Below are 26804 nucleotides of genomic sequence, written 5' to 3'. Positions count from 1 at the left end.
TTCATCCTGAGCCAGGATCAAACTCTCCATTGTAAAATTACTTGTTACTCAATCCGAAGACTGAGCCATGTCGAGTGCTAATCCGACTCGTATTGACGAGTTCAAAATCAATGTTACGTTTGGTTATTGCTCCTCGCAATTGCTTGCGGTGAGCTTTACCATTTGTCTTTTCCAATCATTCAAAGAACGTGTGCGACTCCCAGTTGGAGAAGCAGTGTGGCTGTTAAGCCGGGTAACTTTCTTGCCGTTTGCAAGCCCTTGTTTTGTTAAGGGAGTGCAAAGATAAGAGATTTTTTTGACTTACCAAGTTAATAAGCGAAAAGATTTAATATTTTTCCTCTTAACTTTCAGGCTTAAAAACGCTTCCGGTTGAAGCGGGCTGCAAAGGTACGGCAAGCTTTTCGAACTGTGCAAGCGGTGCGGAAAATTCTTTTAGTTTTTCCTACCCTGTTTTTTGTTTTGCCCCTTGTCTGTTCGATTTGGGAGTGCAAAAGTAGCAGGCGTTTCATACGCTGGCAAGGGAATAGACAAGATTTCTGTGGGAAAAAGTTCTGAAGGAAATGAAAAATGTTGTGAGGCTTTTGCTTTCAATACCTTAGCCTACCTTGAGCGATTGAATAAGCTTTGAGTTGATACTTACCGGATGGGGTCGAAAAGGAAAAATTCAGTCATAACAGGATGGAATGAGCGGACGCGCCGGGCTTCGTAGGCTCGGACCTGCTGGCCGAGTTGGGCGAGGAAGGGTAGGCCGATGCTGTCGTACTCGTAGGTGCCGTCGTTGATAATACCGTCGGCATTGACGTATAGAACCGCGCTGAGTAGAAACTCAGACTGGTTGGCTTGGTCGGCGAAGTAGGCGACATCGGCGAGGAAGCCGTGGGACATACCTACTATATTATAGATGTGTAGGCTAGGGTCGGCCAGAGCGTGGGGACGGCGGCCGTAATACAGGTACTTCTTATAGGCATCGAAGTAGGATGGCTTTCTATAGAGCGTGAAGCCGGACTCATGAGGCGTAGCGTGAAGATAGCGGCGAAGAAAGGCGTAGTCGCCGGGAGTGAGGTTCAGGCGCTGAAGGGGGGGTAGGGACTCTGGGAACAGCAGCCGGCGCAACAGGTCGGTTACGTCGGGCAGGGCGAGAAAATTGGCGGTTGTGAAGTCGTAGGGCTGGCGGACGAGGCGGCTACCGCTATAGTAGGCGCGCCCCTTGGTGACGCGGCCGAGCGGGCTGGCATAGGGCTGCGGGTTGGTAAGCGCGGGCTGTCTATAGACTGTATCGCGCTGCAGGGTGAGAAAGGTAATGGGATTGGTACGGCGGTTGGCGGCGGTGTCGCAGGGAGCAAAGCGGCGCGTGATGCGGGCATCAGGGTAGCCGAGCTGGGCGAGGCGGTCGTTGAGCGGACGCTGCCCAAGAAATTCGTAGAGGCGGTTGTAGGCCGTGTTATCGCTCACGAGCAGCATTCGCTTAATGTAGTTAGCGGGCGTAGCCCAACGGTCAGAATCGGCGGGGGCAGCAAAGGGCACGGGCGTTTGGCAGCGGTAGGCGGCGCCGGTGGCCATGATGGTCTGACGCGGAATTTTTAGCGCGTTCAGCTTTTCCAGTGCCAGGGCGGCAACGGGCAGCTTGACGAGGCTGGCGGGGTTAAAATACTGCTGCGGATTGATGTGGTAGCGGTGCTCGGTGAAGTGCGGCTGGTTTTGGGCGTCGCGGTTTATTTGGGTGTAGATGACTTGCAACTCATAAGTAGGATTGTCGGCGACGCGGCGCAGCGTGGGCGCGGCGTGAAGCAGGGAATCCAGCAATGGCGAATCAGTAACTGATTTCTCCTTAAAAGTGCTGGTAGCAAAACGCGGTGAAGCTGGCGGCTGGCGAGGCGCGACGGTCAGAAAGACAATGGTCAGTAGGAGCAGGCTTGTAGCAGTACAAGGGGGGGTAGGGAAGGTAAATGACATAAAAACAGGTTACTACAATAAGGTTTAAGCAATACGGAGCCGCCGTGGGTGACGGCGGCCCCGCGGGGATAGGCTATGAAAAGCTCAACTCAGCTAGTTTAGCTGGCGGGCATTTGTTTACGCCGGGCCAGCAGCAGGTTGGAGTCGGTTTGGCGCCAGTTGTAGCCGGTGCCGAAGGGCAGCGGGCGCGGGCGCGGGCGATGCAGGGAGTCGGTATAGGCGGCAGTTAGCTCGGGCTGGTAGTGCTTGGCGAAGAGATTGATGGGACGCTTATAGGTGCCGTAATAGGTGAATTGCCAACCTTTGGGAAAGTATTTCATGGCAATACCGGAGTCATCTTGCAGCACGTACTGGCTGCGGTCGAGGATGAGGTTGCGGATTTTGCTGAAGTAGGCTTTGTGCATGAGGTACGTGGCCGACTTGACATAGGTCGTGAGCGGGCCGGCGCTGCGCAGGTAGCGCAACAGGGCCGGATGCGTGCTCAGGTTGCCGTCGCTGATGTCGGCAGAAAAGTAGTAGATAGTCTTCTCGCTGCCGTCGGCGGCTCGAATTTTAATCTCGGCGCCGGGGACGCTTTTGGGATTGGGGCGCTGGGCGGTATCAGCGGGTTGCAGGTAGCCGTCGGCGTCGAGTTGCACGGGGCGGACGGCGATGAGCTGGTTGCCGGTACGGGCGGCGAAGAGCATGATGAGGGGTAGGGCGCCGTCGAGCTGGGCCGATTTGAGGTCCACAGCCATGTCGTTGGTGCGGAAAAAGCTGAAGTTCAGCACTGACCAGAGCGAGGCTTTCACCGACCGGAACAGGTCGGGGCTTTGCAGCGTGGCTTGGTCGGGGATGCTGCCAACGGGTTCCAGGCCAACCATGACGTAGGTTTCGGCGCGGGAAAAGAGGGTGAAGACGTTGAGAAAATCGGGGCCACTGAAGGGATAGAAGATGAGCGGGCTGACTTGCTGAACCGAATCCAGCTCGGTGCGGGCCCACTTGGTCATGGGCGCGGTGTGGGTGAGGCGGTATTTCTGCCAGCTTTTGTCGGCATCGGCGGCAAAGACCTGCCAGGCGGGCTGGGCGGCTAACGGGGCGAGCTTGCCGGTGCGGCTGGGGGGTAGGCCACCGAGATAGGCCGCAACATCCTGGACGGCGGCGGTGTCGGTGAGCGGCGCGAGGCGGCGCGGGGCGGCGGTCTTGGCCGACGCTACCAGCGAGTCGGCCCGTTTAGGGGGGGTAGGGACTGACTGGCCAGTAGCTGACTGCGGCTGACTACCAGCGGCTGACTCAGCCACCGATTGATTTTTACCAGAATCAGAGCAGGCTGCCAGCAAGGGCAGCAAAACGGGCAGCAACCGTCGGGCAACGCGCATAAACAAAGCGGAACAGAATGAGAGCAACCAATCGGGCCAACATATAGAATGGCCGCCGCGAGTTACCGCGCAACTAAACAGAGGGCTGAGCCCGCGTCAGGCTTTGGCCGGCGCTTCCAAAGCCGGGGCGCCCACGCGACGGGCCAGCAGATAAACGAGCAAGCCGCCGAGCAGCGTAGCCAGACCGTAGAGGGATTCCGTGGGCTTATCGCGCAGGATAAATAGGAGCGTCCAGCCGCTCAGACCCAGGAACAGCAACGGTGTGAAGGGGTAGCCCCAGGCTCGGTACGAACGCGGCAGCTCGGGCTGGCGCCAGCGCAGAACGAAGACGCCGGATACCGTCAGGAAAGTGAACAGATTTAGGATAAAGCCAGCGTAGACCATCACGGCACTGAAGTCCTGCTTGAGAATGAAGAGCAAGGTGAGGCCGGTTTGCAGCGCCAGCGCCCGCACGGGCAGGCCGGCGCGGCTGCGCAGGGCCAGCCAGCGTAGCGCGGGCAGGTCCTCCCCCATCGTCTGGACAATGCGGGGACCAGCGAAAATCATCGAGCTGATAGTGGAGACGAGCAACGCGGCGATGACGGCGCCCATGAGCCGACCTACGGCGGGCCCGAAGAGCGAGTTGGCCGCCACGTAGCCGACTTCAAGCTGACCCTTCAGCTCGGCGAGCGGGGTAGCGCGCAGGAAAACGTAGTTCAAGCCCACATATAGAATAAGCACCACGGCCGTGCCGCTGAGCAGGATGCGCGACACGTTGCGCTGCGGGTCGCTGATTTCGCCCGTCACGTACACGGCCGCGTTCCAGCCGGAGTAGGCGTAGCTGACGTACACTAGCGAGACGGCGAACGCGGGACTCAGCACGGCCTGCCAGCCGGCGGCATCGGGCGCGAAGCGCAAGGGCTGGGCAGGCCCGGCCAGCAAGCCCGCGCCGATAAAAACCACTAGTACGGCCACCTTCAGGGCCGTGACGACTACCTGCAAGCGGCTGCCAACCCGGCTGCTCGTGCCGTGCACAAGCGTCAATACACCAACGACTATCACCGATAAAGCGGTAGCATTGAGCGCGGGCCAGACGCTTTGGGCGTATTTGCCCAGGGCTAGCGCCGCCAGGGCCGTGGGCGCGGCAAAGCCGACCGTAGCCGACACCCAGCCCGACAAAAAGCCCAACGCCGGATGGTAGATGCGCGATAAATAATGGTATTCGCCGCCCGAGCGGGGTAGGGCTGCCGCCAGCTCGGCGTAGCTCACCGCCCCGCACAGGGCAATCAGCCCGCCTACCCCCCACAGCATCAGCAGCGCAAAGCCACTCTGGATAGTGAGGACCTGAAAGCCCAAGCTGGTGAAAACGCCAGTGCCGACCATGTTGGCGATGACGATGGCCGTGCCAGTCAGCGGGCTGATTCGGTAAGGGGGGGTAGGGAAGACGGGCGGCGGGGGCTTCACGGGGCGAGACAATCAGTTGAAATCAGTTAAAAGCGTAGAGTCAAAAGGACTACCTGCGTTTTGATTTTTAACTCTACACTTTTAACTGCTTCTAAGCGGCTTTTGCTTCCTGCGGCGTCAGGTCCAGTTCGCGCAACTGGCCGGCGCGCCAGCTGGTGACGGCTACGACCAATAAGGTCATCAAACCGCCGAACACGACCGACGGCACCGTGCCCATGAGCTTGGCCGCTGCGCCGCTCTCGAAGCCGCCAATTTCATTGCTGGAGCCAATGAAAATGTTATTAACGGCCGACACGCGCCCTTTCATGTATTCTGGCGTGTAGGTGTGGATGAGCGTGGAGCGCACGATAACGGACACCGAATCGAATACGCCGGTCAGGAACAGCAGAAATAAGGAGAGCCAGAAGCTTTCTGACAAAGCAAAGGCGATGGTTGCCAGCCCAAAACCGCCCACTGCCCAGAGCAGCTTGCGACCGGCGCGGCGGCGCAGCGGGAAGAAGGTCATCAGCACGGCCATCAGCACCGAGCCCACGGCGGGCGCGGCGCGCAGGTAGCCCAGGCCATCGGCGCCGACGTGCAGGATGTCGCTGGCAAAGATGGGCAATAGCGCCACGGCGCCGCCAAACAGCACCGCAAACAAATCCAGCGACAGCGCGGCCAGCACAATCTGATTGGCAAAAATGAACTGCACGCCGCTCAGAATGCTCTCCTGCAAGCTGAGCTTCTTGCCCTCGCGGGGGGGTAGGGGCCGGCCGGCGATGCTGAAAAACAGCAGCAGCGCCAGCGCCGTGAGCGTCACATCGACGCCGTAGGCCGTTTGGATGCCGAGCTTGGCAAACAGCAGCCCGCCAATGGCCGGCCCCAGCACCGCCGACGCCTGCCAGGTCGTGCTGCTCCAGGTGATGGCGTTGGCCAGGCTGGGCCGGTCGGGCAGCAGCTGCGGCATGAAGGAGAATAGCGCTGGCCCCAGAAAGCCGCGCGCAATGCCGCTCACAAACAGCACGGCATATAACGGCAGCGTGAAGAGCCGGTCTTTCGCCAGCAGCGCCGCGCCAGCCGGCTGCGTGAGCCAGAATAACGCCGCCGCGCAAGCCAGCAGTATGACCACGGCCGTCACGATGATGTTTTTGCGGCGCACTGAGTCGGCCACGTGCCCGGCGTAGAGCGAGACGACGATGCTCGGGATGGCCTCGGCCAAGCCAATCAGGCCGAGAGCCAGCGGGTCGCCGGTGAGCTGGAATATCTGCCAACTCACCACGACGCCCTGAATCTGCGTGGCGACCGTCAGGCAGACGCGCGCCGAGAGCAGGCGGCGGAAATCGGGCAGGCGCAGGGCGGCGTAGGGGTCGTGGACGGCAGGGGCGGCAAGGTCAGCCATGAAATCAGCGAAGCAAAGGACTAAAGCCAGCTATTCAAGCCGGCAGACCAAAGGTAGTTTTGGAGGCGGCTAAGGCCCTCTCGGGCCAGAGCAGCGCAGCTGGCAATTAACTATAGAAGCGCGATGCAACCATTCCCTACCCCCCTTGCTCTCAGCAAAGGACGCAAGCGAGTTTCAAAGTAAATTTTCCGGGCTTCGTCGAAATTCTGGGTGATTTGGCAGTTTGCCGCTTGCAAATACCAGTGCCCGCTGCTTACATTTGAAAAGAATCCGACTGCCTGACAGTTTTTAGCATTCTCCTCGTCGCTCCTCTCTTTTTTTTAACCTGCTGCACACTATTGACCTAAAGCTCTACGTTCCCCTTATCCGTAGCCCTTTATGGAATCCATGCAGCCGAGCGACTCCGCTCTCGTTTCGCTTTACCTAACCGGTCAGGAATCTGCCTTCGCGCAGTTACTCGACCGGCACAAAAGCCGGGTCATCACCACCATTCTGCTCATCGTGCGCGACGAGGAGCTGGCCGAAGACCTCATGCAGGACACGTTCATCAAGGCTATCCATACCCTCAAAGGCGGTCGCTACGCTGACGAGGGCAAGTTTGCCTCCTGGATTTGCCGCATTGCCCACAACCTAGCCATCGACTCGTTCCGGCGCGCCAAGCGGGCGCCCCAAACCAGCCTCGACGATAATCCCGTGCTGGCCAACTCGCTGCGCCTGGCCGATGAAGGCGCCGATGAGCAAATGGCCCGCGAGGAAACCCACGTTCATCTGCGGGCCCTGATTCAGGAGCTGCCGGCCGCGCAGAAAGAAGTCTTGCTGATGCGCCACTACGGCGACATGAGCTTTCAGGAAATTGCCGACGCCACCGGCGTGAGCATCAACACGGCCCTGGGCCGGATGCGCTACGCGCTAATAAACCTGCGGAAGAAAATGTCCGCCAATCCCCTCTTTCATGATACTAACCTTACCCTACGAGACCCTGCTTCGCTACGTGTACAACGAATTGCCTCCTGACGAGCAGGAAGAAGTGGAACAGCACCTGCTCCACGACGCCGAGCTAGCCACCGCCTGCGCCGACCTTTTGCTGGCCCAGCGCACGCTTGATGACTTGTGCCAAGTGCCCAGCGCCCGCGCTACGGCCAACGTGCTGGCTTACTCACGCACCTTTCTGGCGGCGGGGTAGAGCACCTGTTTTTCTGGTTTTCAAGAACGCTGCTCGAATCTCGCCGGAATAGGTATAGAGACGTGACACTTCGCGTCTCCTCACAGATGGAGGGGTAGGGTAATCAATTCTATCAAGGATTACTCTACCCTTGCTACCCGCGAGGAGACGCGAAGTGTCGCGTCTCTACACCGTTTTAGCAGCACGGGAGCTAACTTGAAACAGCTTTTGGGAGCGTCATCCTGAGCTTTGCTCGGCAGCGCAAAGCTCAGGATGACGTTTTCTTTTCCTACCCCCTTGCTGTTCACCAACCTGCCACGCGATGCGCCGGGCCGAGAAATTCCGCTACTTCCTGGATTACTTCCTCACCAACTACCCCGAGCCGCGCACGGAGTTGGCTTACCGCAGCCCGTATGAGCTGCTCGTAGCCGTGGTGCTGAGCGCGCAGTGCACTGATAAGCGCGTCAACCTGACCTTACCGGCGCTCATTGAGCGGTTCCCTACCCCTACCCACCTGGGCGAAGCCACGGCCGAAGAAATCTATCCTTACATCCGCAGCATTTCTTACCCCAACAACAAGGCCAAGCACTTGGCTGGCCTGGGCCGCCTGCTCAGCGAAGAATTTGGTGGTGAGGTGCCGAGCCAGATTGAGCAGTTGCAGCGCTTGCCGGGGGTGGGCCGCAAAACAGCCAATGTGGTCGCATCCGTCATTTATAATCAGCCGGCAATGGCCGTCGATACGCATGTGTTTCGGGTGTCGCGGCGCATTGGATTGGTACCGCTCACGGCCACTACCCCCCTCGCCGTGGAGAAGGCCTTGGTACGCCACATCCCGGAGGAGCTGATTTCACGGGCGCATCACTGGCTGATTCTGCACGGCCGCTACATCTGCCAGGCCCGGCAGCCCAAGTGCTGGGTGTGCCCGCTAACCGACATTTGCAGCTACTTTAGCAAAACCTACGGCACGCTGGAATACGCCAAAGCCGTGGCGAAAGCCAACAAGCTACCAACGACAACTGCGGAACCGGAAGACACCGGAGCTGATTTCGTGCAAGACTCCACTTATTTTGCATCCTGAGAAGCCACATTGCAGCGGCTATCTAGTACAAAACAGCACAAAGCGCGCTAATTGTATTCTAGCACGCTGTGGCGTTTTCCAGGATATGTTGCATTCGCTTCGCCAAGCTTTGCCGGTCAAATTCTTGCCGCGCTAGTGCCGCGCCGCGCTCTCCGGCAGCTAGCAAAGATGCTGTATTTACCGCTGATAGTAAATTAGTTAGCTGCTGCGCCAGTTGCTGCGGCTGCCCTGCCGGTACAAACCAGCCGCAGCCATGCTCCTCTACTAGCCGCTTGGTCCAACCCTGATTGGTGACTACGACCGGGGTAGCAACCGCCAGCGAGTCGTAGAGCTTAGCCGGCGAGTTGGCATCGAGCACTGGCAAATCTAGAAACGAAACCACGGACACATCAGCCAGCGCAAACCAGCTGAACACGGCATGACGCGGCTGCCCGCCCACCAGCCGGATGGCCGGGCAGCGGGCCGCCGCCCGCACCAGCGGCTCGTAATAGCCGTGACCCAGAAACAGCCAGACCACATCGGGACGTTGGGCAGCCAGCAGTTCGGCCGCCGCGATTAGGGTAGGGATATCATTGGCGCGGCCGAAGGTGCCGGCATACAGCACTACCCGCTTGCCTTCCAGCCCGTGCTCCCGGCGCAAGGCGGCGACAGCGGCGGGCGTAGCGCAGGTTGCTAGGTCGAGGTCAGTCCCATTGAGAACGGTAGTGATTTTGGCGATGTCAGTACCAGTTCCTGCCACGTAGCGCGTCATATCGGGTGAGAGCGGCACAATGTGCGCGGCACTTTGATAGAGGCGATGCTCCAAAGCAAAGAGCCGCCGCCGGGCCCAGGCTGTGGGCACGGCGCCCATCGCAATAGGGAATGAAGGCCACAAATCCTGCACTTCAAACACCCACGGCACCCGCCGCCAGCGCGCCACTTGCGCCGCCGCCCAGGCAGCCGTCAGTGGCGTGCTGATGCCCCAAATCACGTCGGGCTTATCAATCCGCAGTCCCTCGCGCACGGCCCCGGCGGCGTAGTGCGCAAACGCCAGCGCCCGCCGTGCTGTCCCCATGCTGTTGCGATACGGCACGTCCACGGTGCGCAGTTCCACGCCTGCCGGCACCCAGGCAAACTCCTGGCTCAGCCGCTGCCCCGCCCACGCCGTCGTCGTAATCAGCGTCACACGGTGCGTCCGGGCAATGTAGGCCAGCAACGCGTAGTGCCGGCTCGTGGCCGGGCAGTCAGGGTTGGTGTGATACTGACTGAAAACGGCAATGTGCATGAGATTAGTGAGTAAATAGGTAAATGAGTGATTGAGTGAAGTGGGCTGACGTAGGCTATTTCACTCAATTACTCATTTACCCATTCACCGCTTCGGTCGGTAGTGCGACTCCGTAAGCAGACGCTGAGAACCTCTTTCCGCCATCAGGCGGGGTAGGGAGACATCGGGGTGCTCGGCCATGTACTTGCGAATAATTTGCAACCCGACCCACTGCCCGATGCGGCCGGGCGCGGTGCGGTCAATTTCAGGCACGTTGGGCCGCTCGCCGACATACTTCTGCACCAGAAATGGCGTCGTGTTGTAGAGCAAGTTCTTTTCCAGAAAATGCCCCCAAATCTTGCCCTCGTTGAATTGCACTCCTTTCAACTCTTTGCCGGAGTAGCCCAGCAAAAGTGAATCTGGCGTGCAAGGCAGCATTTGGCCAGCAAAGTATAGCGCCTTGCCGCTGTGAATCATGGCGTCGAGCATGGTATTGGCCGTCAGCTCGTGCCGGTTGTATTTGTCGGAAATGCGCAGCGCCACGGTGGGTAGCACAAAGGGCGGCCGGTAGCGCCGCAGCATGTAGCCTGGCAAATCAGGGCGGTAGCTGGACCGGGGCCCGGCGAAATAGTCGAGACTCACCACCAGCAAGCTGTCATTCACAAACACATCCTTGCCCAGCAGGCCACTGACATATGTTGTGGCCAGCGGCGGCTTAAAATCCGGGAAGTAGTGATGCACGCGCCGGAAAATCTGGCCCAGGTCCCGGCGCAACGCGGCAGTATCAGGGAAGGCCGCAGCCGTTTCGCGGCCCAGCTTCTGCAGGTCGGGGTTAGTGGCCATCTGCACGAGCGCGCGGGTCAGGGCGGTGTCGTTGGCGGGGCTGCGCCGTTGCAGGTAAGCGCGGGCGAACAGCGGCGCCCGCCGCAGAAACTGCTGGGCATCAGCGGGGCGCTTCAGCTGCAAGAACGTTTGTTCGAGCCGCTGCAATCGAAAGGGCGCGGCGGGCGCGTCATCAGCCGGGTCGGGACGGCAGCCGGCGGTGGAGTCAGACCCACAGCCCGCCAGCCCCAACAGAACCAAAACCAGAACGAAAGGGCTCAGGCGCGACCAGCGCGAGGCATAACCGGTAGGCAGTTTGAAGTTCACAAGTCTATCTTTCCGGTAAAATTAGCCAAAACGCATCAGCGGCACACCAACCGTCACTATTTGAATCCCTACCCCCTCTTCATGAAAAAACTGCTCTTCACGCTGCTCGCTCTGGCTGGCACGAGCACCGCCTTCGCCCAAGTTGAAATCGGCCTCAAACTTTCCCCTTCCATCACCAGTCTGCGCGCCGATGGACCCTCAGACAACAAGTTTGAGAATGGGGATGGCAAGCTTAGCCTCGGCGGCGGCCTGCTGGTGGATTATTTCTTTGGCGAAAACTACGCCTTCAGCACCGGCCTGTTCCTAACCGGCCGCGGCGGCACGTTTACTTATGTAGAGGGCACCATTCCTTTCCAGCAGAAAATTGCCATCCAATACCTGGAGCTGCCCGCCACAGTCAAGCTTTTCACCAACGAAGTTTCGCCCGGCACCCGCGTTTACTTCCAGCTAGGCGGCGCGCTGGCCGTGCCGGTCGGCACCCGCATTAACGGCGAAAAGCGCTACGTGGACCCCACCAATCAGGAGACCAAAGCGTCCGACCACGTTAAATTTATTGATGCCAACGTGCTGGTAGGTGCCGGCGCCGAGTATCAGCTTGGTTCCAATACCAAAATATTCGCGGGCCTAAGTTACCACCGCGGCCTGGTGAATATCGACAGCTACTTTGATGATGAGCGCAACACCAAAATCAAAGACGTAACTATCAAGAACAGCGAAGTAGCACTGGACTTAGGCATCAAATTCTGACCACAGATTAGGCAGATTTAACGGATTGAATAGCTTCATTTTTTGAGCAAAAAGCCCCGGCTGCTAACGCGGCCGGGGCTTTTTGTTTACTTCCCTACCCCCTTACTTTGGGGTAAAGTCAACTAGTTAATCCGTAAACTCAATCTCGCGGTCCTGCACCTTGCTCATGGCAGCGGAGGACGAGCGCAACTCGATTTCTTCGCCGCGCTCGTCTTCGATGCGGTAATCGGTCAGGCCCAGGCTGCTGTCTTTCAGCACTTTCACCCACTTGTAGTACTTGAGGTACCACTTGAGCTGGCGCGAAACGATGCCCTTGGTGTAGTAGGCGTGCAGGAATGGGTGCACGTTGAGCGTGATGCCAGACTGATTCTGGTTCACCAGCAGGTCCTCGATGCTGTTGTCAATCTCATCGGTGACTTGGATGGACGCCGAAATCTTGCCTGTGCCACCGCAGGTCGGGCAGACCTCACCGGTGACGATGGTTTCGGCCGGGCGCACCCGCTGCCGCGTGATTTGCAGCAGCCCAAACTTGGTGATGGGCAGAATGGTGAACTTGGCCCGGTCGGTTTTCATGATGTCGCGCACGGCGTCTTCGACGCGTTTGCGGCTTTCCGGCGCCTTCATGTCGATAAAGTCAACCACGATGATACCGCCCATGTCGCGCAGGCGCAGCTGCCGGGCTACTTCCTTGGCCGCCAGCAGGTTAATCATTAATGCCGTAGCTTCCTGGTCATTCTCCTGGTTGCTCTTGCTGCCCGAGTTCACATCGATAACGTGTAGCGCTTCGGTGTGCTCGATGACGAGGTAGCCGCCGCCGGGCACGCTCACGGTCTTGCCAAACAGCGTTTTCAGCTGCTTCTCAACGCCCAGCTGCTCGAAGATTTTAATCTTGTTGTTGTGCAGCTTAAGTAAGCTTAGCTTGTCGGGCGCAATCTTCTGCAAGTAGCTGCGCATCTCCTCATACATCGGCGGTGCATCGACCGTGATGCTGTCGAACGACTCGTTGAGCATGTCGCGCAGCATCGAGGAGGTGCGGCCCAGCTCGCCGAGCACCTTGTCGTTGACCCTGGCCTTGCGCAGCGTCTCGAACAGCTGTTCCCAGTTGGCCACCATGCTCTGCATGTCCTTGTCCAGCTCGGCCACTTCGCGGCCCTCGGCCACGGTGCGGATAATGACGCCAAAATTTGGCGGCTTGATGCTGGCAATCAGCCGCTTGAGCCGGTCGCGCTCGGTGCGGCTCACGATTTTCTTGCTCACGCTGATGCTGTCCGTGAACGGCATCAGCACCAGGTAGCGGCCGGCCATCGAAATGTCGGTGCTCACGCGCGGGCCTTTGGTCGAGATGGGCTCCTTTACAATTTGGACCAGCATCTGCTGCCCGCGCTTAAACACCGTGTCGGCCTTGCCGACTTTTTCTAGCGGCGGCTCAAACGTGAAGTTTTCCAGGCTGGCGGTCTTGGTTTGCCCGTTTTGCACACCCTTCACCCACTTCGTGAGGGAGGGAAATTGCTCGCCGAGGTCGCCGTAGTGCAGGAAGGCATCCTTTTCGTAGCCAATATCCACGAAGGCCGCATTCAGGCCCGGCATCACCTTTTTGACGGTGCCCAGGAAGATGTCGCCAACGGAATAGTTGGTATCGTTGCGGTCGAAGTGGTATTCAATTAGCCGCTTGTCCTGCAACAGGGCAATTCGTTCGCCTTCCTGAGTAGAATTAATAATTAATTCGTTACTCAATGGATTGATTGTGTTAGAGTAACCTGCGTCCTTGCCCAGCTTAAGAACCGCCCAAAACCGCCAAAGGGAAGCCAGGACCAGAAATGTCCCAGCTTCCCTCGCGCCGCGGGAAAAGCACTTGCCAGCCGCCTTCGGAGGCTACGTGAGAGAAAGACGACCGGCCGGCCAGCCGATTCAAATCAGCCCCGGCCGGTCGCTACTGCACCCCGCAGGGCTTACTTCTTCTTGTGCCGGTTCTTGCGCAGACGCTTCTTGCGCTTGTGAGTGGCGATTTTATGACGCTTTCTTTTTTTACCGCAGGGCATTTCGTGAGTGATTAAGTGATAGGATGGGGTGATTAAGAAAAACGTTTGTCAGGCTTTCAGGGCCAAAGCGGAGAGTTTTAGGTTCCTACCCCCTTTGAAATCAGCAAAGCTGACAAACAAAAAGCTACTTCAATTTTGCCAGTTCCTCGGCCACACTTGCGGCCAGGGCCGGATCGTTGCTGAGACTTTTGGCTTTGGTAAACGCTTGGCGAGCTTGTTCCTTGTCGCCCGTGCGGGCCGAAACCACACCCAGGTAAAACTGACCGTTGACGTTGTTTGGGTTGACTTTCACCAACTCCTTGAACCGCTCCACGGCCTTGTCGAACTGATTGCTCTGTACCGATAAGATACCCAGATTATACAGGGCTTTCTCATTGCGTGGGTCGGCCGCCAGCACCTCGCGCAGTAGCCCAACGCCCTTCACTGGATTCTCCGACGCCATGTAGGTCATGCCAAGGTTGGTTTTGGCGTCGAGGTTGCCGGGGTTGGCTTTCAGCACTTTGCCGTACAGGTCCCGCGCCTTGCCGCCCAGCAGCTTCACCCGCTCCTCCGTGGCGGCGAAGCTAAATGCTTGATAATAAGCATCCGCCGCGCGCTGCAAGTTGGACGCATTCGGCGACGAGGCAGCAACCTGCTCGTAGTAGTAGCCGGCGCTGTCGAACCGCTCGACCCGCTCGTAGCGCGCCGCTAGGGTAGCCGCCAGCGCGGCCCGCGTCGTGGCGTTGCGCTCAGCCGCGAACTTCGCCAGCAGGCCGCTGATTTCGCTGCGCTGCGCCGGCGAGGCCGAGGTATGCGGCGCCGCAGCCGTAGCAGGGCCGTTGGGGTTGCCGCCCTCGCTGCCCAGCCCATTGTTATCCGTGGCGTTGGCCGGCACCGGACCGGAGGAGGCTTCGGCCTTGGAGCCGTTGGTGTTTGGACCACCGCCGTCGCGGTTGGCGGTTTTGGCGGCATCGCTGCTTAGCTCAGCCTTTCCTTCCTTGGGCTTCACGATACCCTTCGGCAACACAAACAAAGCGCCGACCAGCGCCAGGGCGACGGCCAGAACCACAAGTTGGTGAGCAGCAGGACGGGAAGCAGCCATTAGCTAAAAAACGGCCGCCGGACTGACTCCAAGAAGCCAGGCACCGGCGGCACGGCCGGCATTAGTATTGAGAATTAATGAGTTAAATAACCCTAAGCTGCGCTCGAAGTCTTAACTTTTTTGCTGTTTTTAATCTTGGCCACGAAAGTTTTCGACGGCTTGAAGCTCGGGATAAAGTGCTCGTCGATGATGAGCGACGTGTTTTTCGAGATGTTGCGGGCTACTTTGCGAGCGCGCTTCTTGTTCACGAACGAGCCGAAGCCGCGCACATAGATGTTGTTGCCCTCGGCCATGGCGTCCTTTACTACTTTAAAGAACGACTCAACCGTAATCAACACATCTGCTTTCTCGATGCCGGTCTTCTGCGAGATTTCGGCGATTACCTCTGCTTTCGTCACGTTGGTGCTTGTACTTAGGTGTTTAAAAAATAGAACTGCGGGGCGGGAAGTGAACCCGTTTTCGGCGTAAGCCCTTGCCCGAAAGGCTGTTCGCCCGTGAAATCGGGCCACAAAGGTAGCCCGCTTTTTCGGTTCCGCCAACGTTGGGGTTGAATCCGGCTGGCGTTCAAACAATTCGTCCTCAAAATTTTGCCACTTCCCAGCTTAGCTAATTCCTCGTTTCTGGCCGCCGCGCTGCTGGCCTGGTACCCGCGCCACCGCCGCGATTTGCCCTGGCGCCTCACCCGCGACCCCTACCCCATCTGGCTCTCGGAAGTCATCTTGCAGCAAACCCGCGTGGCCCAGGGCCTGCCCTACTACCTCGATTTCGTCAGTTCCTACCCCACGGTGCAGAACCTGGCCGCCGCGCCGGAGCAGGAGGTCATGCGCCACTGGCAGGGCCTGGGCTACTACTCCCGCGCCCGCAACATGCACCACACTGCCCAGCAGGTTGTGCGAGAATTCGGCGGCCAGTTTCCTGACACTTACGCGGGTTTGCTGAAACTGAGGGGGGTAGGGCCCTACACGGCCGCCGCCATTGCGTCCTTTGCCTTTAATGAGGCCGTGGCGGTGCTTGACGGCAACGTATTTCGAGTGCTGGCGCGCATCTTCGGCCTGCACTCCGACATTGCCGCGCCCTCCTCGCGCAAGGAGTTTCAGGCCCTGGCCGACCAGCACATTCCGCACGACGAGCCGGCCGAGTTCAACCAGGCCATCATGGAGTTCGGGGCCATTCAGTGCACGCCCGTCAAGCCCGACTGCCTGTTTTGCCCGCTGCAAAGCCAGTGCTACGCCTTCCAGCACGGTCTCGTGGCCCTGCTGCCAGTGAAGGCCAAGGCTAAAGCCACGCGCACCCGCTACTTCCACTACTTCGTGCTGCGCCACGGCGAGCAGGTGTATCTGCGGCGGCGCACTGAGAAAGACATTTGGCAAGGCCTCTATGACTTTGCGCTGGCTGAAACCGACTCTCCTACCCTACCCGAAAGCGAGGTGTTGCGCCACATCGAGGCGCTGGGCGGCGAGCTGGACCTGAGCCGCGTGGCCGAAGCGCCTGCCGCCTTCCGCCACGTATTGAGCCATCAGAAAGTTGAGGCGCAGTTTCATCCGGTGTGGTTGGCGCAGCCCCTACCCCCCTCCACGCTGCGCGACACTGGTTTGCAGGCCTATTCGGCGGCAGAGATTGAGGAGTTGCCAAAGGCGGTATTGATTAGCAACTATTTGAGGTAGGGTGCGGGGCTTGCCCCCGCCCAGCATTTGGGCCATGTGGCAGTCAGGTCGGATGCCCACGCCGTCGGACCGAACTGCCTCACAACGCTTAGCCAAAGCCCACATCATTCTTCGCAACTACTTGCACTTCAGGTGCTTTATGGCTATTTTTATACCCTAAACGCCGTCTAAAAAAGGCTCTTTTTTCTCTTTCAACAAGCTGTATATCATGGCCGGAATCAACAAAGTTATCCTCGTCGGCAACCTCGGCAAAGACCCCGAAGTGCGGCATCTCGAAGGCGGCGTGAGCGTGGCCCGCTTCACGCTCGCTACCAACGACTACTACAAAGACAAGTCCGGCACCCGCATCGAGCGGGCCGAATGGCACAACATCACGGCTTGGCGCGGCATGGCTGAGATGGCCGAAAAATACCTTAAAAAAGGCCAGCAGGTGTATGTGGAAGGCAAATTACGCACCCGGCAGTATCAGGACAAAGACCAGCAGACGCGCTACATCACGGAGATTGTCGCCGATGAGATTACCATGCTCAGCGGCCGGCCGGCCGGCAGCAATGGCGCGGCCAACGGCGCCGCGGCCGAAGACGAAGCGGACGCGCTGCAAAGCTTCCGCCAGGAGCCGGAGCTGGACCAGCTGCCCTTCTAGGACCACAGATTGAAGTGATGTTAACCGATTAGATGGCTTATTTGGGGTCCTGCCCTGGCACTTGTGCCGGAGCATTTTTCGTTGAGAGCCGCCGGGTTTGCGGCTACCTTTGACTTGATTCCTGTTTCCTATTTGATGAGCTTACCCTTCCTAACGAGCTTCAGCAAAGCCGGGGCAGCCTGGCCGCGGCAAGCAGCCGCCGGTATCGGATTGCTGTTGACGCCGCTTTTGCTGCTTGCTGGCTGCTCCTCCGCGCCCGACTACACGCCCAAACCCAAGGGCTACAACCGCATCGACCTTCCGCCGCCGCGCTACCGGCAGCTCGCGCCGGGCCATCCGTACTCATTCGAGTACTCCAGGTACGCCAAGGTGCTGCGCGACTCGTCCTACCTGGCGCAGCCGCACTGGCTGAACGTGTACTACCCTGATTTACACGCCAATGTGCAAATCACTTACATGGACGTGCAGCGCAACCGCAAGCTCTACAACAAGATGATGGAAGATGCTCGCAAGCTCACCGGCAAGCACCAAATCAAGGCCACGGCTATTGACGAGCGCATTATGCGGACGCCCAACGGGATGCGGGCCTCGGTGTTTGAGCTGCAAGGCGAGGTGCCGAGCCAGTTTCAGTTCTACACGACCGATAGCACTAAGCACTTTTTTCGCGGTGCGCTCTACTTCCGCACGGCGACGGATAACGACTCGCTGGCACCGGTGATTGAGTACGTGAAGCGCGACATGGTGCAGATGCTCAATACGCTTAAGTATCAATAAATCCATCATGCTGAGCTTACGAAGCATCCTATCACCGCTGAACGACGCAGTAATCAGAGGTTAGCGCTTGTTCTCACGTGATAAGATGCTTCGCAAGCTCAGCATGACAGGCGTTGTAAATGAGTAACTTCTTTAACACCAAGCTGGAGTTTTTGCGTGGCGTGGGCTTGCAGCGGGCACTGCTGCTGGGCAAGGAACTGAACCTGTTCACCTACGGCGACCTGATTCAGCGCTACCCCTTCCGCTACCTCGACCGGACCCAGTTTTATAACATTGTTGATTTAACAGAAGACCTGCCTTACGTGCAGGTGAAGGGCGTTTTGCGTGGGCGCGAAGTGGTTGGCGAGGGGCCCAAGAAGCGCATGGTCGCCAAGATAAGCGACGCCAGCGGGGAGCTTGATTTGGTGTGGTTCAAAGGCGTGAACTTCCTGGAGAAAGTGGTCAAGAACCATCAGGAATACATCGTTTTTGGCAAGCCGACCATGTTCAACGGGCGGCCACAGATGGCACACCCGGAATTGGAAGAAGTAAGCGAGGCTAAGCCCGGCCAGAGCTTTTTGCAGCCGGTGTACAACACTTCGGAAAAGCTCAAAAACTACAATCGGATTGATTCCAAGGCCATTGCTCGCATGGTGAGCGACCTGCTCAAAATCGCGCTGCCCCAGATTACCGAGACGCTTTCACCATTTCTAATTCAGCAATATGCGCTGATGGATAAGGCCACGGCCATGCAGCAGATTCACTTCCCGCAGACGCCGGAGCTGTTGCAGGCGGCGCGATTTCGGCTCAAGTTTGAGGAGCTGTTTTACATTCAGCTCAAGCTCTTGCGCCAGAAAGACCAGCGCAAGGTGACCCTGGCGGGCCAGATTTTCCGCGAAGTGCCAACCTTGGTGCACTTTTATAAGAATTTGATGCCGTTTGACTTAACTGGTGCGCAGAAGCGGGTTATCCACGACATCTACAAGGATTTCTGCACCGGCCAGCAGATGAACCGGTTACTGCAAGGCGACGTAGGCTCGGGCAAAACCATCGTCGCCTTTATTGCCATGCTGATGGCGGCCGACAACGGCGCGCAAAGCTGCCTGATGGCGCCGACCGAGATTCTGGCCGACCAGCACTTCCAGGGCCTGAAAGTGTACGCCGAGCAGCTCGGCCTGAACCTGGGCAAGCTCACCGGCTCGTCGCGCACGAGCGAGCGACGGGTGCTGCATGAGCAACTGCGCAACGGCGAGATGCAGATGCTGGTCGGCACCCACGCGCTGCTCGAAGACGTGGTACAGTTCCGCAACCTCGGCCTCACAATTATGGATGAGCAGCACCGCTTCGGCGTGGCGCAGCGCTCGAAATTGTGGCGGAAAAACCCCCACGTCATCCCCCACGTGCTCGTGATGACGGCCACACCCATCCCGCGCACGCTGGCCATGACGCTCTACGGCGACCTCGATGTGAGCGTGATTGACGAGCTGCCGGCTGGCCGCAAGCCCATTGTGACGGTGCACCGCTACGACGCTAACCGTCTGAAGGTGTTTCAGTTTATGCGCGACCAGATTAAGCTGGGCCGCCAGATTTACATTGTCTATCCGCTGATTGAGGAGTCGGAAACGCTCGACTACAAGGACCTGACCGACGGCTACGAGAGCGTGGCGCGGGCCTTCCCAGAGTTTCAAATCAGCATCGTGCACGGCCGCATGAAGGCGGAGGAAAAGGACTACGAAATGGCGCGCTTCGTGCAGCGCCAAACCCAGATTATGGTCGCCACGACCGTGATTGAGGTTGGCGTGAACGTGCCCAACGCCTCGGTGATGGTGATTGAATCGGCCGAGCGGTTTGGGCTTTCGCAGCTGCACCAGCTGCGCGGGCGCGTTGGGCGCGGCGCCGACCAGAGCTACTGTATTCTGATGACCGGCTACAAGCTCAGCTCTGATTCCCGAACCCGCCTCGAAACGATGGTGCGCACCAACAACGGCTTTGAAATCGCCGATATTGACCTCAAGCTACGCGGCCCTGGCGACCTGATGGGCACCCAGCAAAGCGGCGTGCTAGACTTATTAATCGCTGACTTAGCCAAGGACGGCCGCATCCTGAGTGAGAGCCGGGCCGCCGCCACGGCGCTGCTGGCCGAAGACCCGGCGCTGACGCAGCCCGAAAACCAGAACATCCGCCGCCACATCGAGAGCCTGCCCGCCACGGCCGTCAATTGGAGCCGCATCAGCTAGACGAAAATCCCTACCCCCCTCCTAACCGCCAAACCCATCGGTGCGCTGTGGTGGCTACTTGAAAAATACGCTAAGCACCTGAGGCTGCGCCGACGCCGGCTGGTGACGGGGGTTGCGGGGCAGAGGGGGGGTACGCTGACGCTGGACCACGAGAACGCTGCGGGCAGCGGTATCTTCCGGGGCGGCGACCAGCACGGCATTCCGGGGCGCTTTGCTGAGCTTGCCGCCGATAATCAGCGCGAGCAGCACCGCGAATTTCAAAAAAAACTTCATAGCTGATAGGTAGCGTATCTAAACCAAGGGCAGATAGTAGTACACAGAACTAAATTGGTGAGCCGGCGGCCGGCAAATTTTAAGCCAAGTCAGGGGCGGAGCAAGCCAGATTCAGCTGAACCGTTGCGGCGCAAAGAAAACGAACAATCCGCCTCAGAGTTGCTCCCAGAAGTTATCGTTTCGTTAGGCTTCATCTGTTACTCGGCGGACCACTCTACTGAGCAGCTGAACCGCCGTGGCAGCGCCGTAATTTTACGTCCTCTACTTTCCTACCCCCTCCTTGAATAACTACATCTGCCGCTTATTGCCCGTGCGCCACCCTCTCTTATTAGTTGTCTTCCTGGTTTTGCTCGCTGGGGCGCCGCAAGCGGCGCGGGCTCAAAATGGAAAGTCGGCCCCATTCAGCTACCTGCCCGAGCAGGGAGAAGACCGCTACAACCAGCGCGTGCCTCGCAAATCCCTACCCCTGCCCGGCGGCGCGGGCTTCGTGATTCTGGCGCACCAGTCGGCCGGCGGCTACGCCGTTGAGCGGTATGATACTGATTTAAAGCGCCTGTGGAGCACGGCCGTGCCCGTGGCGGCCGGCGAAACGGTGGAAGCGTTCAGCCGCGGGCCGGCGCAGGTGTGGGTCGTGATTCATCATGCCGATGACGCCGGCCAGAACCTGAGCGTGCAGCCCGTGAGCTTGGACGGTGGGCAGTTCGGGCCGCGCAAAGTTGTGGTCACGGCGCTGCCGCGCGAGCGGCGGCCGGGCGTGGCCGTCTCGCCCGATGGCGCCCGGCTGCTAGCCTTCCGCTACTTTACCCGCAACCAGCAGGTGAAAAGTATGCAGGGCGTGCTCTACGACCAGAACCTGAGCCAGACCATCGCCCGCACCTATGACTTCCGCGACCAGGGCGACTTTTTCTCGCCCACGGTGCACCTGGCCAACGACGGCACCCAGTTCGTGGCCCTCATTGGCAGCGGCATGAAGCAGCTCAGCGTGCGGCGCTACGCCGCCGTGGCCGCCGACAATACCGTGCGGGCGCTTAGCCTGCCGGCCGGCGGCACGTTTGAGGGCCGGCCCATCACCATTCGCGACGCCCGGTTTCAGGTGCTGGCCGATGGCCGCCTCTACGCCGCTGCGCTGTGCGCTGATTATCAGACCGGCGCTTACTACAGCCTGAAAGCCGTGCGCTTTGACTTCGGCGGTGCCGGCGACGTGAAAATCGCGCCCGAAGTGCGCTTCACACCCGCTTACCTGGCCAAGCTGACCGAAGCTACCGGCGCGGCTCCTACCCCTCTGCAAGACCTCTACCTGGCCGAGCTGCTGCTCACTGAGGAGCGCCGCCTGGTCGTCATCGCCGAAAAGCACTATGAGGAAGGCGGGCCGACCCTGCCGGTGCACGCCCGCGAGCTGCATCTAGTTGGCTATAATGAGTTTATGGGTCAGGGCTGGCAAACCATTCTGGCCAAAGACCAGGTAGCGCCGGCCGTGGATGCCTACACCGGCATCGGCTTTCGGGCCGCCGCTTTTGGCTCGAATGTGCAGCTGCTCACGCTGGAAACACTCGATAAAAAGTCAGACCTGTACCTGCGGACCATCAATGGCGTCACGGGCGCCATCGGGGCGCCCCAGCGCCTGAGAATCAGCGTAGCTGCCGACCAGGAGCTGGCTTACGTGAAAGACTTTACCACCTGGCTCGACGCCAAAAACATCGTCGGTGTAACCCGGCCCAGCAAAAAGTCCGCGGCCCTGCGCTTGAACAAGATTAGCATAAAGTGAGGGGGTAGGGAATAGGAAAGGAGCCGGGGGTTCAGTGCTTTTTAAGTTGACGTAGTATGAACATCTTCCGTGCCGCGCGGCCCTTGTGGCGCCGGCTAGTTGGCCATCTGGCCTGGGCGCTGGCTGCCATGCTGGCCCTGTTCGCCTTTATAATTTTCAATCAATCCTACCGCTTCACGCACTTCGACGCGGAAGCAGTGCCAGCCACGAGCGGTAAGCCGTCGGGTTTCACTCTGGCTAAATATGCCCTGCTGGGTTTGCCCAACTCGCGCCCCGTAGACGGCCCCGCACCCGACACCACCTACCAGAACGTGCGCCTGACCGCCGCCGACAGCACCCACCTGGCGGCCTGGTACGTGCCCGTGGCCCAGTCCCGCGGCACCGTGGCTTTGTTTCACGGCTACCACAGTCAGCGTGCCGGCCTGAATCTCGAAGCAGTTGGCTTTCGGCGCCTGGGCTTCAGCACCTTGCAAGTCGATTTTCGCGGCTCCGGCGCCTCGGACGGCAACTTCTCGTCGGTCGGCTATGAGGAAGGCCAGGACGTGAAAGCGGCCTACGACTGGCTGGCGCGGCAGCAGCCGGCCGGCGAAATCTATCTTTACGGCATGAGCATGGGCGCCGTCTCGGTGCTGCGCGGCCTGAGCCAGCACCCACAGATGCAGCCCGCCGGCCTGATTCTGGAGTGTCCTTTCGCCACTATTCTAGATGCTTCCAAGGGCCGGCTGCGCTCCTTGAAAATCCCGGAAGAGCCGCTTTCGCACCTTATCGTGTTCACCGGCAGCCTGCAAAACGGCTTCTGGGGCTTCTCGCACGACGCCGTGGCTTACGCCCGCGCCGTGCGCGTCCCTACCCTGCTGCAATGGGGTGAACGCGACCCGCGCGTGACCCACGCCGAAACCGACGCCATCTTCGCCGCCCTGCAAGGCCCCAAACAGCTCGTCACCTACCCCACGGCCCAGCACGAAAGCTACGCCCGGCGCGACCCAGCGCGCTGGCAGCAAGCCGTAGCGGCGTTCTTGAGTAAGTAGTGAGGGGGTAGGGCTCGTTCGGGAAGTTACCGCAGAGGTGCGCAGAGAAAGACGCTGAGGTACGCAGAGCGCAACGACTGCAAATTAAATAAACAAAAAAGGCCGCCCCTAAGTCAGGAGCGGCCTTTTCGCAATTATAAATCGCCTACAAAATGCGAAGAATCCGTGATTAATAAACGTACTCGTTGGCCTCAATCAGGCCGGCGGCCACGCGGCGGCGGGCCTCTTTCACGTTGAACAGCTCGGCTTTGGTGAAGCGCTTGAGGCCCATTGCCAGCAGGCGCTGCTCGTCGCCTTCGGCCATGCTGCCGATGGCGTCTTTGGCGGCTTTGTCCACGATATCTATAGTGTCGTAGAGGTAGATGCGGGCCATGTCCAACTCGCGGCTCAGGGCCGCTTCGCCTTTGGTGGCCATCTCTTTTTCTACCCGCAGCAGGACGCTTTCGGCGGTGTAGGTTTTGATGGCCATGTCGGCGATGTTCATCAGAATTTCCTGCTCCTTGGCTAGCGTGGCAGTGTATTTCTGGACCGCTGTCCCGGCGACCATCAGAATGGCCTTTTTGAGATTGGCAATGATTTTCTTCTCGGCTGCAAAAGGCGAGTCGTCCGCTTCGCCCAGGCTCGGAATGCTCAGCAGCTCCTGCTGCACGGCCTGCGCCGGACCCATTAGGTCAATTTCGCCTTTCAGACCCTTTTTTAGAATCATATCGACGGCCAGCATCCGGTTGATTTCGTTGGTGCCCTCGAAGATGCGGTTGATGCGCGAGTCGCGGTAGGCGCGGTCCATTGGGTAGTCGGCCGAGTAGCCGTAGCCGCCGTAAATCTGCACGCCCTCATCCACCACGTAGTCCAGCACTTCCGAGCCTTCCACTTTCAGCATCGCGCACTCCACGGCGAATTCGCGGGCGGCGCCCAGCAAGGCTTCGTTGTGGCCCTTGCCTTCGGCCAGCAGCTGCTGCTCCATGCGGTAGATGTCCATGCCGGCGCGGTAGATGGCCGACTCGACGGCGTAAATCCGCACCGCCTGCTCGGCCAGCTTGTGGCGGATGGCGCCGAACTTGCTGATGGGCAGTTTAAACTGCACCCGCTCGTTGGCATATTTTACGCTCAGCGAGGCGGCCATTTTGGAGGCGCCCAGGCAGGCCGCGGCCAGCTTGATGCGGCCGATATTGAGCACATTAAAAGCAATGAGGTGGCCCTTGCCAATCTCGCCGAGCACATTTTCCTTAGGCACCATGCAATCCGATAGGAACACCTGCCGGGTGCTGCTGCCCTTGATGCCCATCTTGTGCTCCTCGTTGCCTAGGCTCAGGCCGGGTGTATTGCGCTCCACAATAAAGCCGGTGAACTTGTCGCCATCGACCTGCGCAAACACGATGAACACGTCGGCGAAGCCACCATTGGTAATCCACATTTTCTGGCCATTTAGCACGTAGCCGCTACCGTCGGGGGTAGGGATGGCCTTAGTCTTGGCAGCCAGCGCATCGGAGCCCGAGCCGGGCTCGGTCAGGCAGTAGGCGCCCATCAACTCGCCGTTGGTGAGGCCGGGCAGGTACTTAGCTTTCTGCTCGTCGTTGCCGAAAAACAGGATGGGCAGAATGGCGATGCCGGTGTGGGCGGCAAACGCAACTGGGAACGAGTGGCCGCCCCCTACCCCCTCCGTCACGCGCAGGGCCGTGGGGAAGTCCATGTCTAGCCCGCCGTACTGCTCCGGGATGCTCACCCCGAACAGGCCGAGCTGCCCGGCCTTTTCCATCAGCCCGCGCATGAGGCCTTCTTCGTGGTTGTCGAGGCGCTCCAGCAGCGGCTGCACCTCGGTCTGCACGAAGTCCAGGCAGGTTTGGTGCATGTAGTTCTGCTCCTCGGTGAAGTCGGCAGGCGTGAACACGTCCTGCGCGTCCGTGGGCTTGATGATGAATTCGCCGCCCTTCAGGACGGGCTTTTGGGATACTTCCATGTCGGTAAGGGGGGTAGGAAAAAGGTGAGAGATGTTACGCGAAAGTGTTAGGCACGCCTACTATTTTAGCACAACAGCCGGCCGCTATATTTAGTACCGCAAGATACAAAAAAATGTTAGGCTTGCCGAGTAGTTTGGGGAAGAAAAACCCAGCGGGGCAACTGGGTTAATGCGAACGAGATGATATGTGAGCAAGTAATCCTATATTAAACAGCAAAGGCACGAAAATCATCAACGCTTCCCATTCTAAGCTTGCGTGCGCGTAACCTGTTTTCAGGGCCATAAATGAAAACCATAACAGGAGAAAGTAGGCAATGCAGGAGATTACTAAGAACATTATCGCAAAACCTTTTAACATCACTTTATCGGCGTGTCTATAATATAGCCAATATAGTATCACCCCAAGAACACTTGGCCCTAGTAAAAGCTTGTCTGTGAAACCTGTCGTTGACCATTTAGCATGGCTACGCGGAATGTGAATCCAAACAAGCATTTCTACTATAAGCACAACTGCTAGAACAGCATTCGGCGTAAAAGACTTGTGCATAACAGTTACTAGAAAGTCATCGAATATGGAGTACAGGTATTGACACTTTATTTTTAGCTCATGCGCAACCAAAACATAGAAGATGTTCTTAAACCACTTTACCAAGGGTTGATTCCTTTGTTTTTGCTGGTGAACTATGCTTATTATTTCTCGATTTATGACTTGCTTGACGAGCCGATAGGCCAGGCAAATAGCAGCATGTCAGGACGTTACGTGTTGCTCTGGAATTTGATTATAATTACCTTGTGCATCAGCGGCATAATGTTTTCTTATGAAAGGAAGCGCCAAATATTTACTACAATATATGCCACGCTACTTCTTATTGAGTTCGTTATCCTAGTGTTTTTGTCGGCACTTAGTGGAGTTGATTTAAACATCCACTGAGTTACGCCAAACATCAGCAACGAATAGTGGTGTCGGACGAAGCCCTTCGGGCGATTCGTCCGACCACTTCGTTCTTACTTCAGCAGCTCATATATCCCCGCCACGCCCTGGCCGCCGCCGACGCAGGCCGTGACCATGCCGTACTTCTGGCCGCGGTCGCGCAGCTCATCGAAGAGCTGGATGCTGAGCTTGGCGCCAGAGCAGCCCAGCGGATGGCCTAGGGCGATGGCGCCGCCGTTCACGTTGAGCTTGTCGGGGTCGATGCCCAGTTCGCGCACTACGGCCAGCGACTGCGAGGCGAATGCTTCGTTCAACTCAAACAGGTCGATGTCATCGAGCTTCATGCCGGCTTGCCGGAGGGCTTTCGGCACGGCCTTAATGGGGCCCATGCCCATGATGCGCGGGTCGACGCCCTCGGTGGCGTAGGTGACCATGCGGGCAATGGGCTCCAGGTTCAACTCCTGCACCAGGCGCTCCGACATCACCAGCACGAAGGCGGCGCCGTCGGAGGTTTGCGAGGAGTTGCCGGCTGTAACGGAGCCGCCGGCCGCGAACACCGGCTTGAGCCGGCCCAATGCTTCTACCGACGTATCGGCGCGCGGGCCTTCGTCGGTATCCACGACGTAGGAGCGGGTTTTCTTCGTGCCCGTGGCCTGGTCGAGGTAGGTTTCCTCAACCGTGATGGGCACGATACTCTTCTGAAACTTGCCGCCCTGGATGGCCTTGATGGCTTTCTGGTGCGAGTTGTACGAAAACTCGTCCTGGTCCTGACGCGAGATTTTGTAGTCCTGCGCCACGGCTTCAGCCGTCAGGCCCATGCCCATGTAGTAGTCGGGGTGCTCGGTGGCAAGCTTGTAGTTGGGCACCGTTTTCCAGCCCACGGTGGGCACCATGCTCATGCTTTCGGTGCCGCCGGCAATGA

The 26804-nt window shown here is 58.8% G+C and carries 23 protein-coding genes; 11 read left to right on the top strand and 12 right to left on the bottom strand.

Going from position 1 to position 26804, the window contains the following annotated elements; all coding sequences use genetic code 11:
- Positions 1-636: 636 nt before the first annotated feature.
- The 4 genes from ACFE70_RS17940 to ACFE70_RS17925 all read right to left on the bottom strand — a co-directional run bounded on the left by ACFE70_RS17940 (position 637) and on the right by ACFE70_RS17925 (position 6132).
- Positions 637-1803 (bottom strand): serine hydrolase, encoded by a 1167-nt coding sequence (locus ACFE70_RS17940; protein ID WP_375419160.1) that lies wholly within the window; start codon positions 1801-1803, stop codon positions 637-639.
- A gap of 248 nt (positions 1804-2051) precedes the next feature.
- Positions 2052-3311, bottom strand: coding sequence for a hypothetical protein (locus ACFE70_RS17935; protein WP_375419159.1), 1260 nt, complete (start codon positions 3309-3311; stop codon positions 2052-2054).
- Positions 3312-3407: 96 nt separating this feature from the next.
- Positions 3408-4754, bottom strand: coding sequence for an APC family permease (locus tag ACFE70_RS17930; RefSeq protein WP_375419158.1), 1347 nt, complete (start codon positions 4752-4754; stop codon positions 3408-3410).
- A gap of 91 nt (positions 4755-4845) precedes the next feature.
- On the bottom strand, positions 4846-6132 hold the full coding sequence (locus ACFE70_RS17925) for an MFS transporter (protein ID WP_375419157.1): 1287 nt from the start codon (positions 6130-6132) through the stop codon (positions 4846-4848).
- A 378-nt stretch (positions 6133-6510) separates the two neighbouring features.
- Between ACFE70_RS17925 and ACFE70_RS17920 the strand changes: the two genes are divergently transcribed.
- The 3 genes from ACFE70_RS17920 to nth all read left to right on the top strand — a co-directional run bounded on the left by ACFE70_RS17920 (position 6511) and on the right by nth (position 8372).
- Entirely contained in the window at positions 6511-7146 is a 636-nt protein-coding gene (locus ACFE70_RS17920; protein WP_375419156.1) for an RNA polymerase sigma factor, read from the top strand.
- Positions 7085-7315: a hypothetical protein gene (locus ACFE70_RS17915; RefSeq protein WP_375419155.1), complete on the top strand. Its 231-nt coding sequence runs from the start codon at positions 7085-7087 to the stop codon at positions 7313-7315. Before ACFE70_RS17920 ends, ACFE70_RS17915 begins: the two co-directional genes overlap by 62 nt.
- Before the next feature lie 301 nt (positions 7316-7616).
- Positions 7617-8372, top strand: coding sequence for an endonuclease III (gene nth, locus ACFE70_RS17910; protein WP_375419154.1), 756 nt, complete (start codon positions 7617-7619; stop codon positions 8370-8372).
- Positions 8373-8430: 58 nt separating this feature from the next.
- Here nth and ACFE70_RS17905 read toward each other — a convergent pair whose 3' ends face one another.
- Entirely contained in the window at positions 8431-9636 is a 1206-nt protein-coding gene (locus ACFE70_RS17905; RefSeq protein ID WP_375419153.1) for a glycosyltransferase family 4 protein, read from the bottom strand.
- An 84-nt stretch (positions 9637-9720) separates the two neighbouring features.
- A complete protein-coding gene (locus ACFE70_RS17900; protein WP_375419152.1) occupies positions 9721-10764 on the bottom strand; it encodes a gliding motility lipoprotein GldB in 1044 nt (347 codons plus the stop codon).
- Positions 10765-10845: 81 nt separating this feature from the next.
- Between ACFE70_RS17900 and ACFE70_RS17895 the strand changes: the two genes are divergently transcribed.
- Positions 10846-11511, top strand: a complete 666-nt coding sequence (locus tag ACFE70_RS17895) for a porin family protein (protein WP_375419151.1) — start codon at positions 10846-10848, stop codon at positions 11509-11511.
- A gap of 126 nt (positions 11512-11637) precedes the next feature.
- On the opposite strand, the gene ACFE70_RS17890 is transcribed toward ACFE70_RS17895, so the two are convergent.
- The 3 genes from ACFE70_RS17890 to ACFE70_RS17880 all read right to left on the bottom strand — a co-directional run bounded on the left by ACFE70_RS17890 (position 11638) and on the right by ACFE70_RS17880 (position 15140).
- Complete coding sequence (locus ACFE70_RS17890) at positions 11638-13245, bottom strand: ribonuclease E/G (RefSeq protein ID WP_375419150.1); 1608 nt, start codon at positions 13243-13245, stop codon at positions 11638-11640.
- A 429-nt stretch (positions 13246-13674) separates the two neighbouring features.
- Positions 13675-14598 (bottom strand): tetratricopeptide repeat protein, encoded by a 924-nt coding sequence (locus ACFE70_RS17885; RefSeq protein ID WP_375419149.1) that lies wholly within the window; start codon positions 14596-14598, stop codon positions 13675-13677.
- Positions 14599-14723: 125 nt separating this feature from the next.
- Positions 14724-15140: an HU family DNA-binding protein gene (locus ACFE70_RS17880; RefSeq protein ID WP_375419148.1), complete on the bottom strand. Its 417-nt coding sequence runs from the start codon at positions 15138-15140 to the stop codon at positions 14724-14726.
- Positions 15141-15218: 78 nt separating this feature from the next.
- Here ACFE70_RS17880 and mutY point away from each other — a divergent pair, with 78 nt between their 5' ends.
- The 4 genes from mutY (at position 15219) to recG (ending at position 19928) form a co-directional block, all read left to right on the top strand.
- On the top strand, positions 15219-16295 hold the full coding sequence (gene mutY, locus ACFE70_RS17875; RefSeq protein ID WP_375419147.1) for an A/G-specific adenine glycosylase: 1077 nt from the start codon (positions 15219-15221) through the stop codon (positions 16293-16295).
- A 208-nt stretch (positions 16296-16503) separates the two neighbouring features.
- On the top strand, positions 16504-16938 hold the full coding sequence (locus tag ACFE70_RS17870) for a single-stranded DNA-binding protein (protein WP_375419146.1): 435 nt from the start codon (positions 16504-16506) through the stop codon (positions 16936-16938).
- Positions 16939-17073: 135 nt separating this feature from the next.
- On the top strand, positions 17074-17712 hold the full coding sequence (gene gldD, locus ACFE70_RS17865) for a gliding motility lipoprotein GldD (protein ID WP_375419145.1): 639 nt from the start codon (positions 17074-17076) through the stop codon (positions 17710-17712).
- A 119-nt stretch (positions 17713-17831) separates the two neighbouring features.
- A complete protein-coding gene (recG, locus tag ACFE70_RS17860; RefSeq protein WP_375419144.1) occupies positions 17832-19928 on the top strand; it encodes an ATP-dependent DNA helicase RecG in 2097 nt (698 codons plus the stop codon).
- A 54-nt stretch (positions 19929-19982) separates the two neighbouring features.
- On the opposite strand, the gene ACFE70_RS17855 is transcribed toward recG, so the two are convergent.
- Positions 19983-20201, bottom strand: coding sequence for a hypothetical protein (locus tag ACFE70_RS17855; RefSeq protein WP_375419143.1), 219 nt, complete (start codon positions 20199-20201; stop codon positions 19983-19985).
- A gap of 310 nt (positions 20202-20511) precedes the next feature.
- Here ACFE70_RS17855 and ACFE70_RS17850 point away from each other — a divergent pair, with 310 nt between their 5' ends.
- A complete protein-coding gene (locus ACFE70_RS17850) occupies positions 20512-21966 on the top strand; it encodes a hypothetical protein (protein ID WP_375419142.1) in 1455 nt (484 codons plus the stop codon).
- 56 nt (positions 21967-22022) lie between these two features.
- Positions 22023-22994: an alpha/beta hydrolase gene (locus ACFE70_RS17845; RefSeq protein ID WP_375419141.1), complete on the top strand. Its 972-nt coding sequence runs from the start codon at positions 22023-22025 to the stop codon at positions 22992-22994.
- 169 nt (positions 22995-23163) lie between these two features.
- On the opposite strand, the gene ACFE70_RS17840 is transcribed toward ACFE70_RS17845, so the two are convergent.
- Positions 23164-24951, bottom strand: coding sequence for an acyl-CoA dehydrogenase family protein (locus ACFE70_RS17840; RefSeq protein WP_375419140.1), 1788 nt, complete (start codon positions 24949-24951; stop codon positions 23164-23166).
- 607 nt (positions 24952-25558) lie between these two features.
- Here ACFE70_RS17840 and ACFE70_RS17835 point away from each other — a divergent pair.
- Complete coding sequence (locus tag ACFE70_RS17835) at positions 25559-25882, top strand: hypothetical protein (RefSeq protein ID WP_375419139.1); 324 nt, start codon at positions 25559-25561, stop codon at positions 25880-25882.
- A gap of 74 nt (positions 25883-25956) precedes the next feature.
- Here the strand turns inward: ACFE70_RS17835 and ACFE70_RS17830 are convergent.
- A partial coding sequence (locus tag ACFE70_RS17830; protein WP_375419138.1) for a thiolase family protein occupies positions 25957-26804 on the bottom strand: 848 nt, incomplete at its 5' end.

This window comes from uncultured Hymenobacter sp. (genome assembly GCF_964243305.1).
In the GTDB taxonomy this organism is placed as follows: domain Bacteria; phylum Bacteroidota; class Bacteroidia; order Cytophagales; family Hymenobacteraceae; genus Hymenobacter.
The sequence above is the reverse complement of the archived record's forward strand: the minus strand, read 5'-3'. Positions and strand labels throughout refer to the sequence as shown.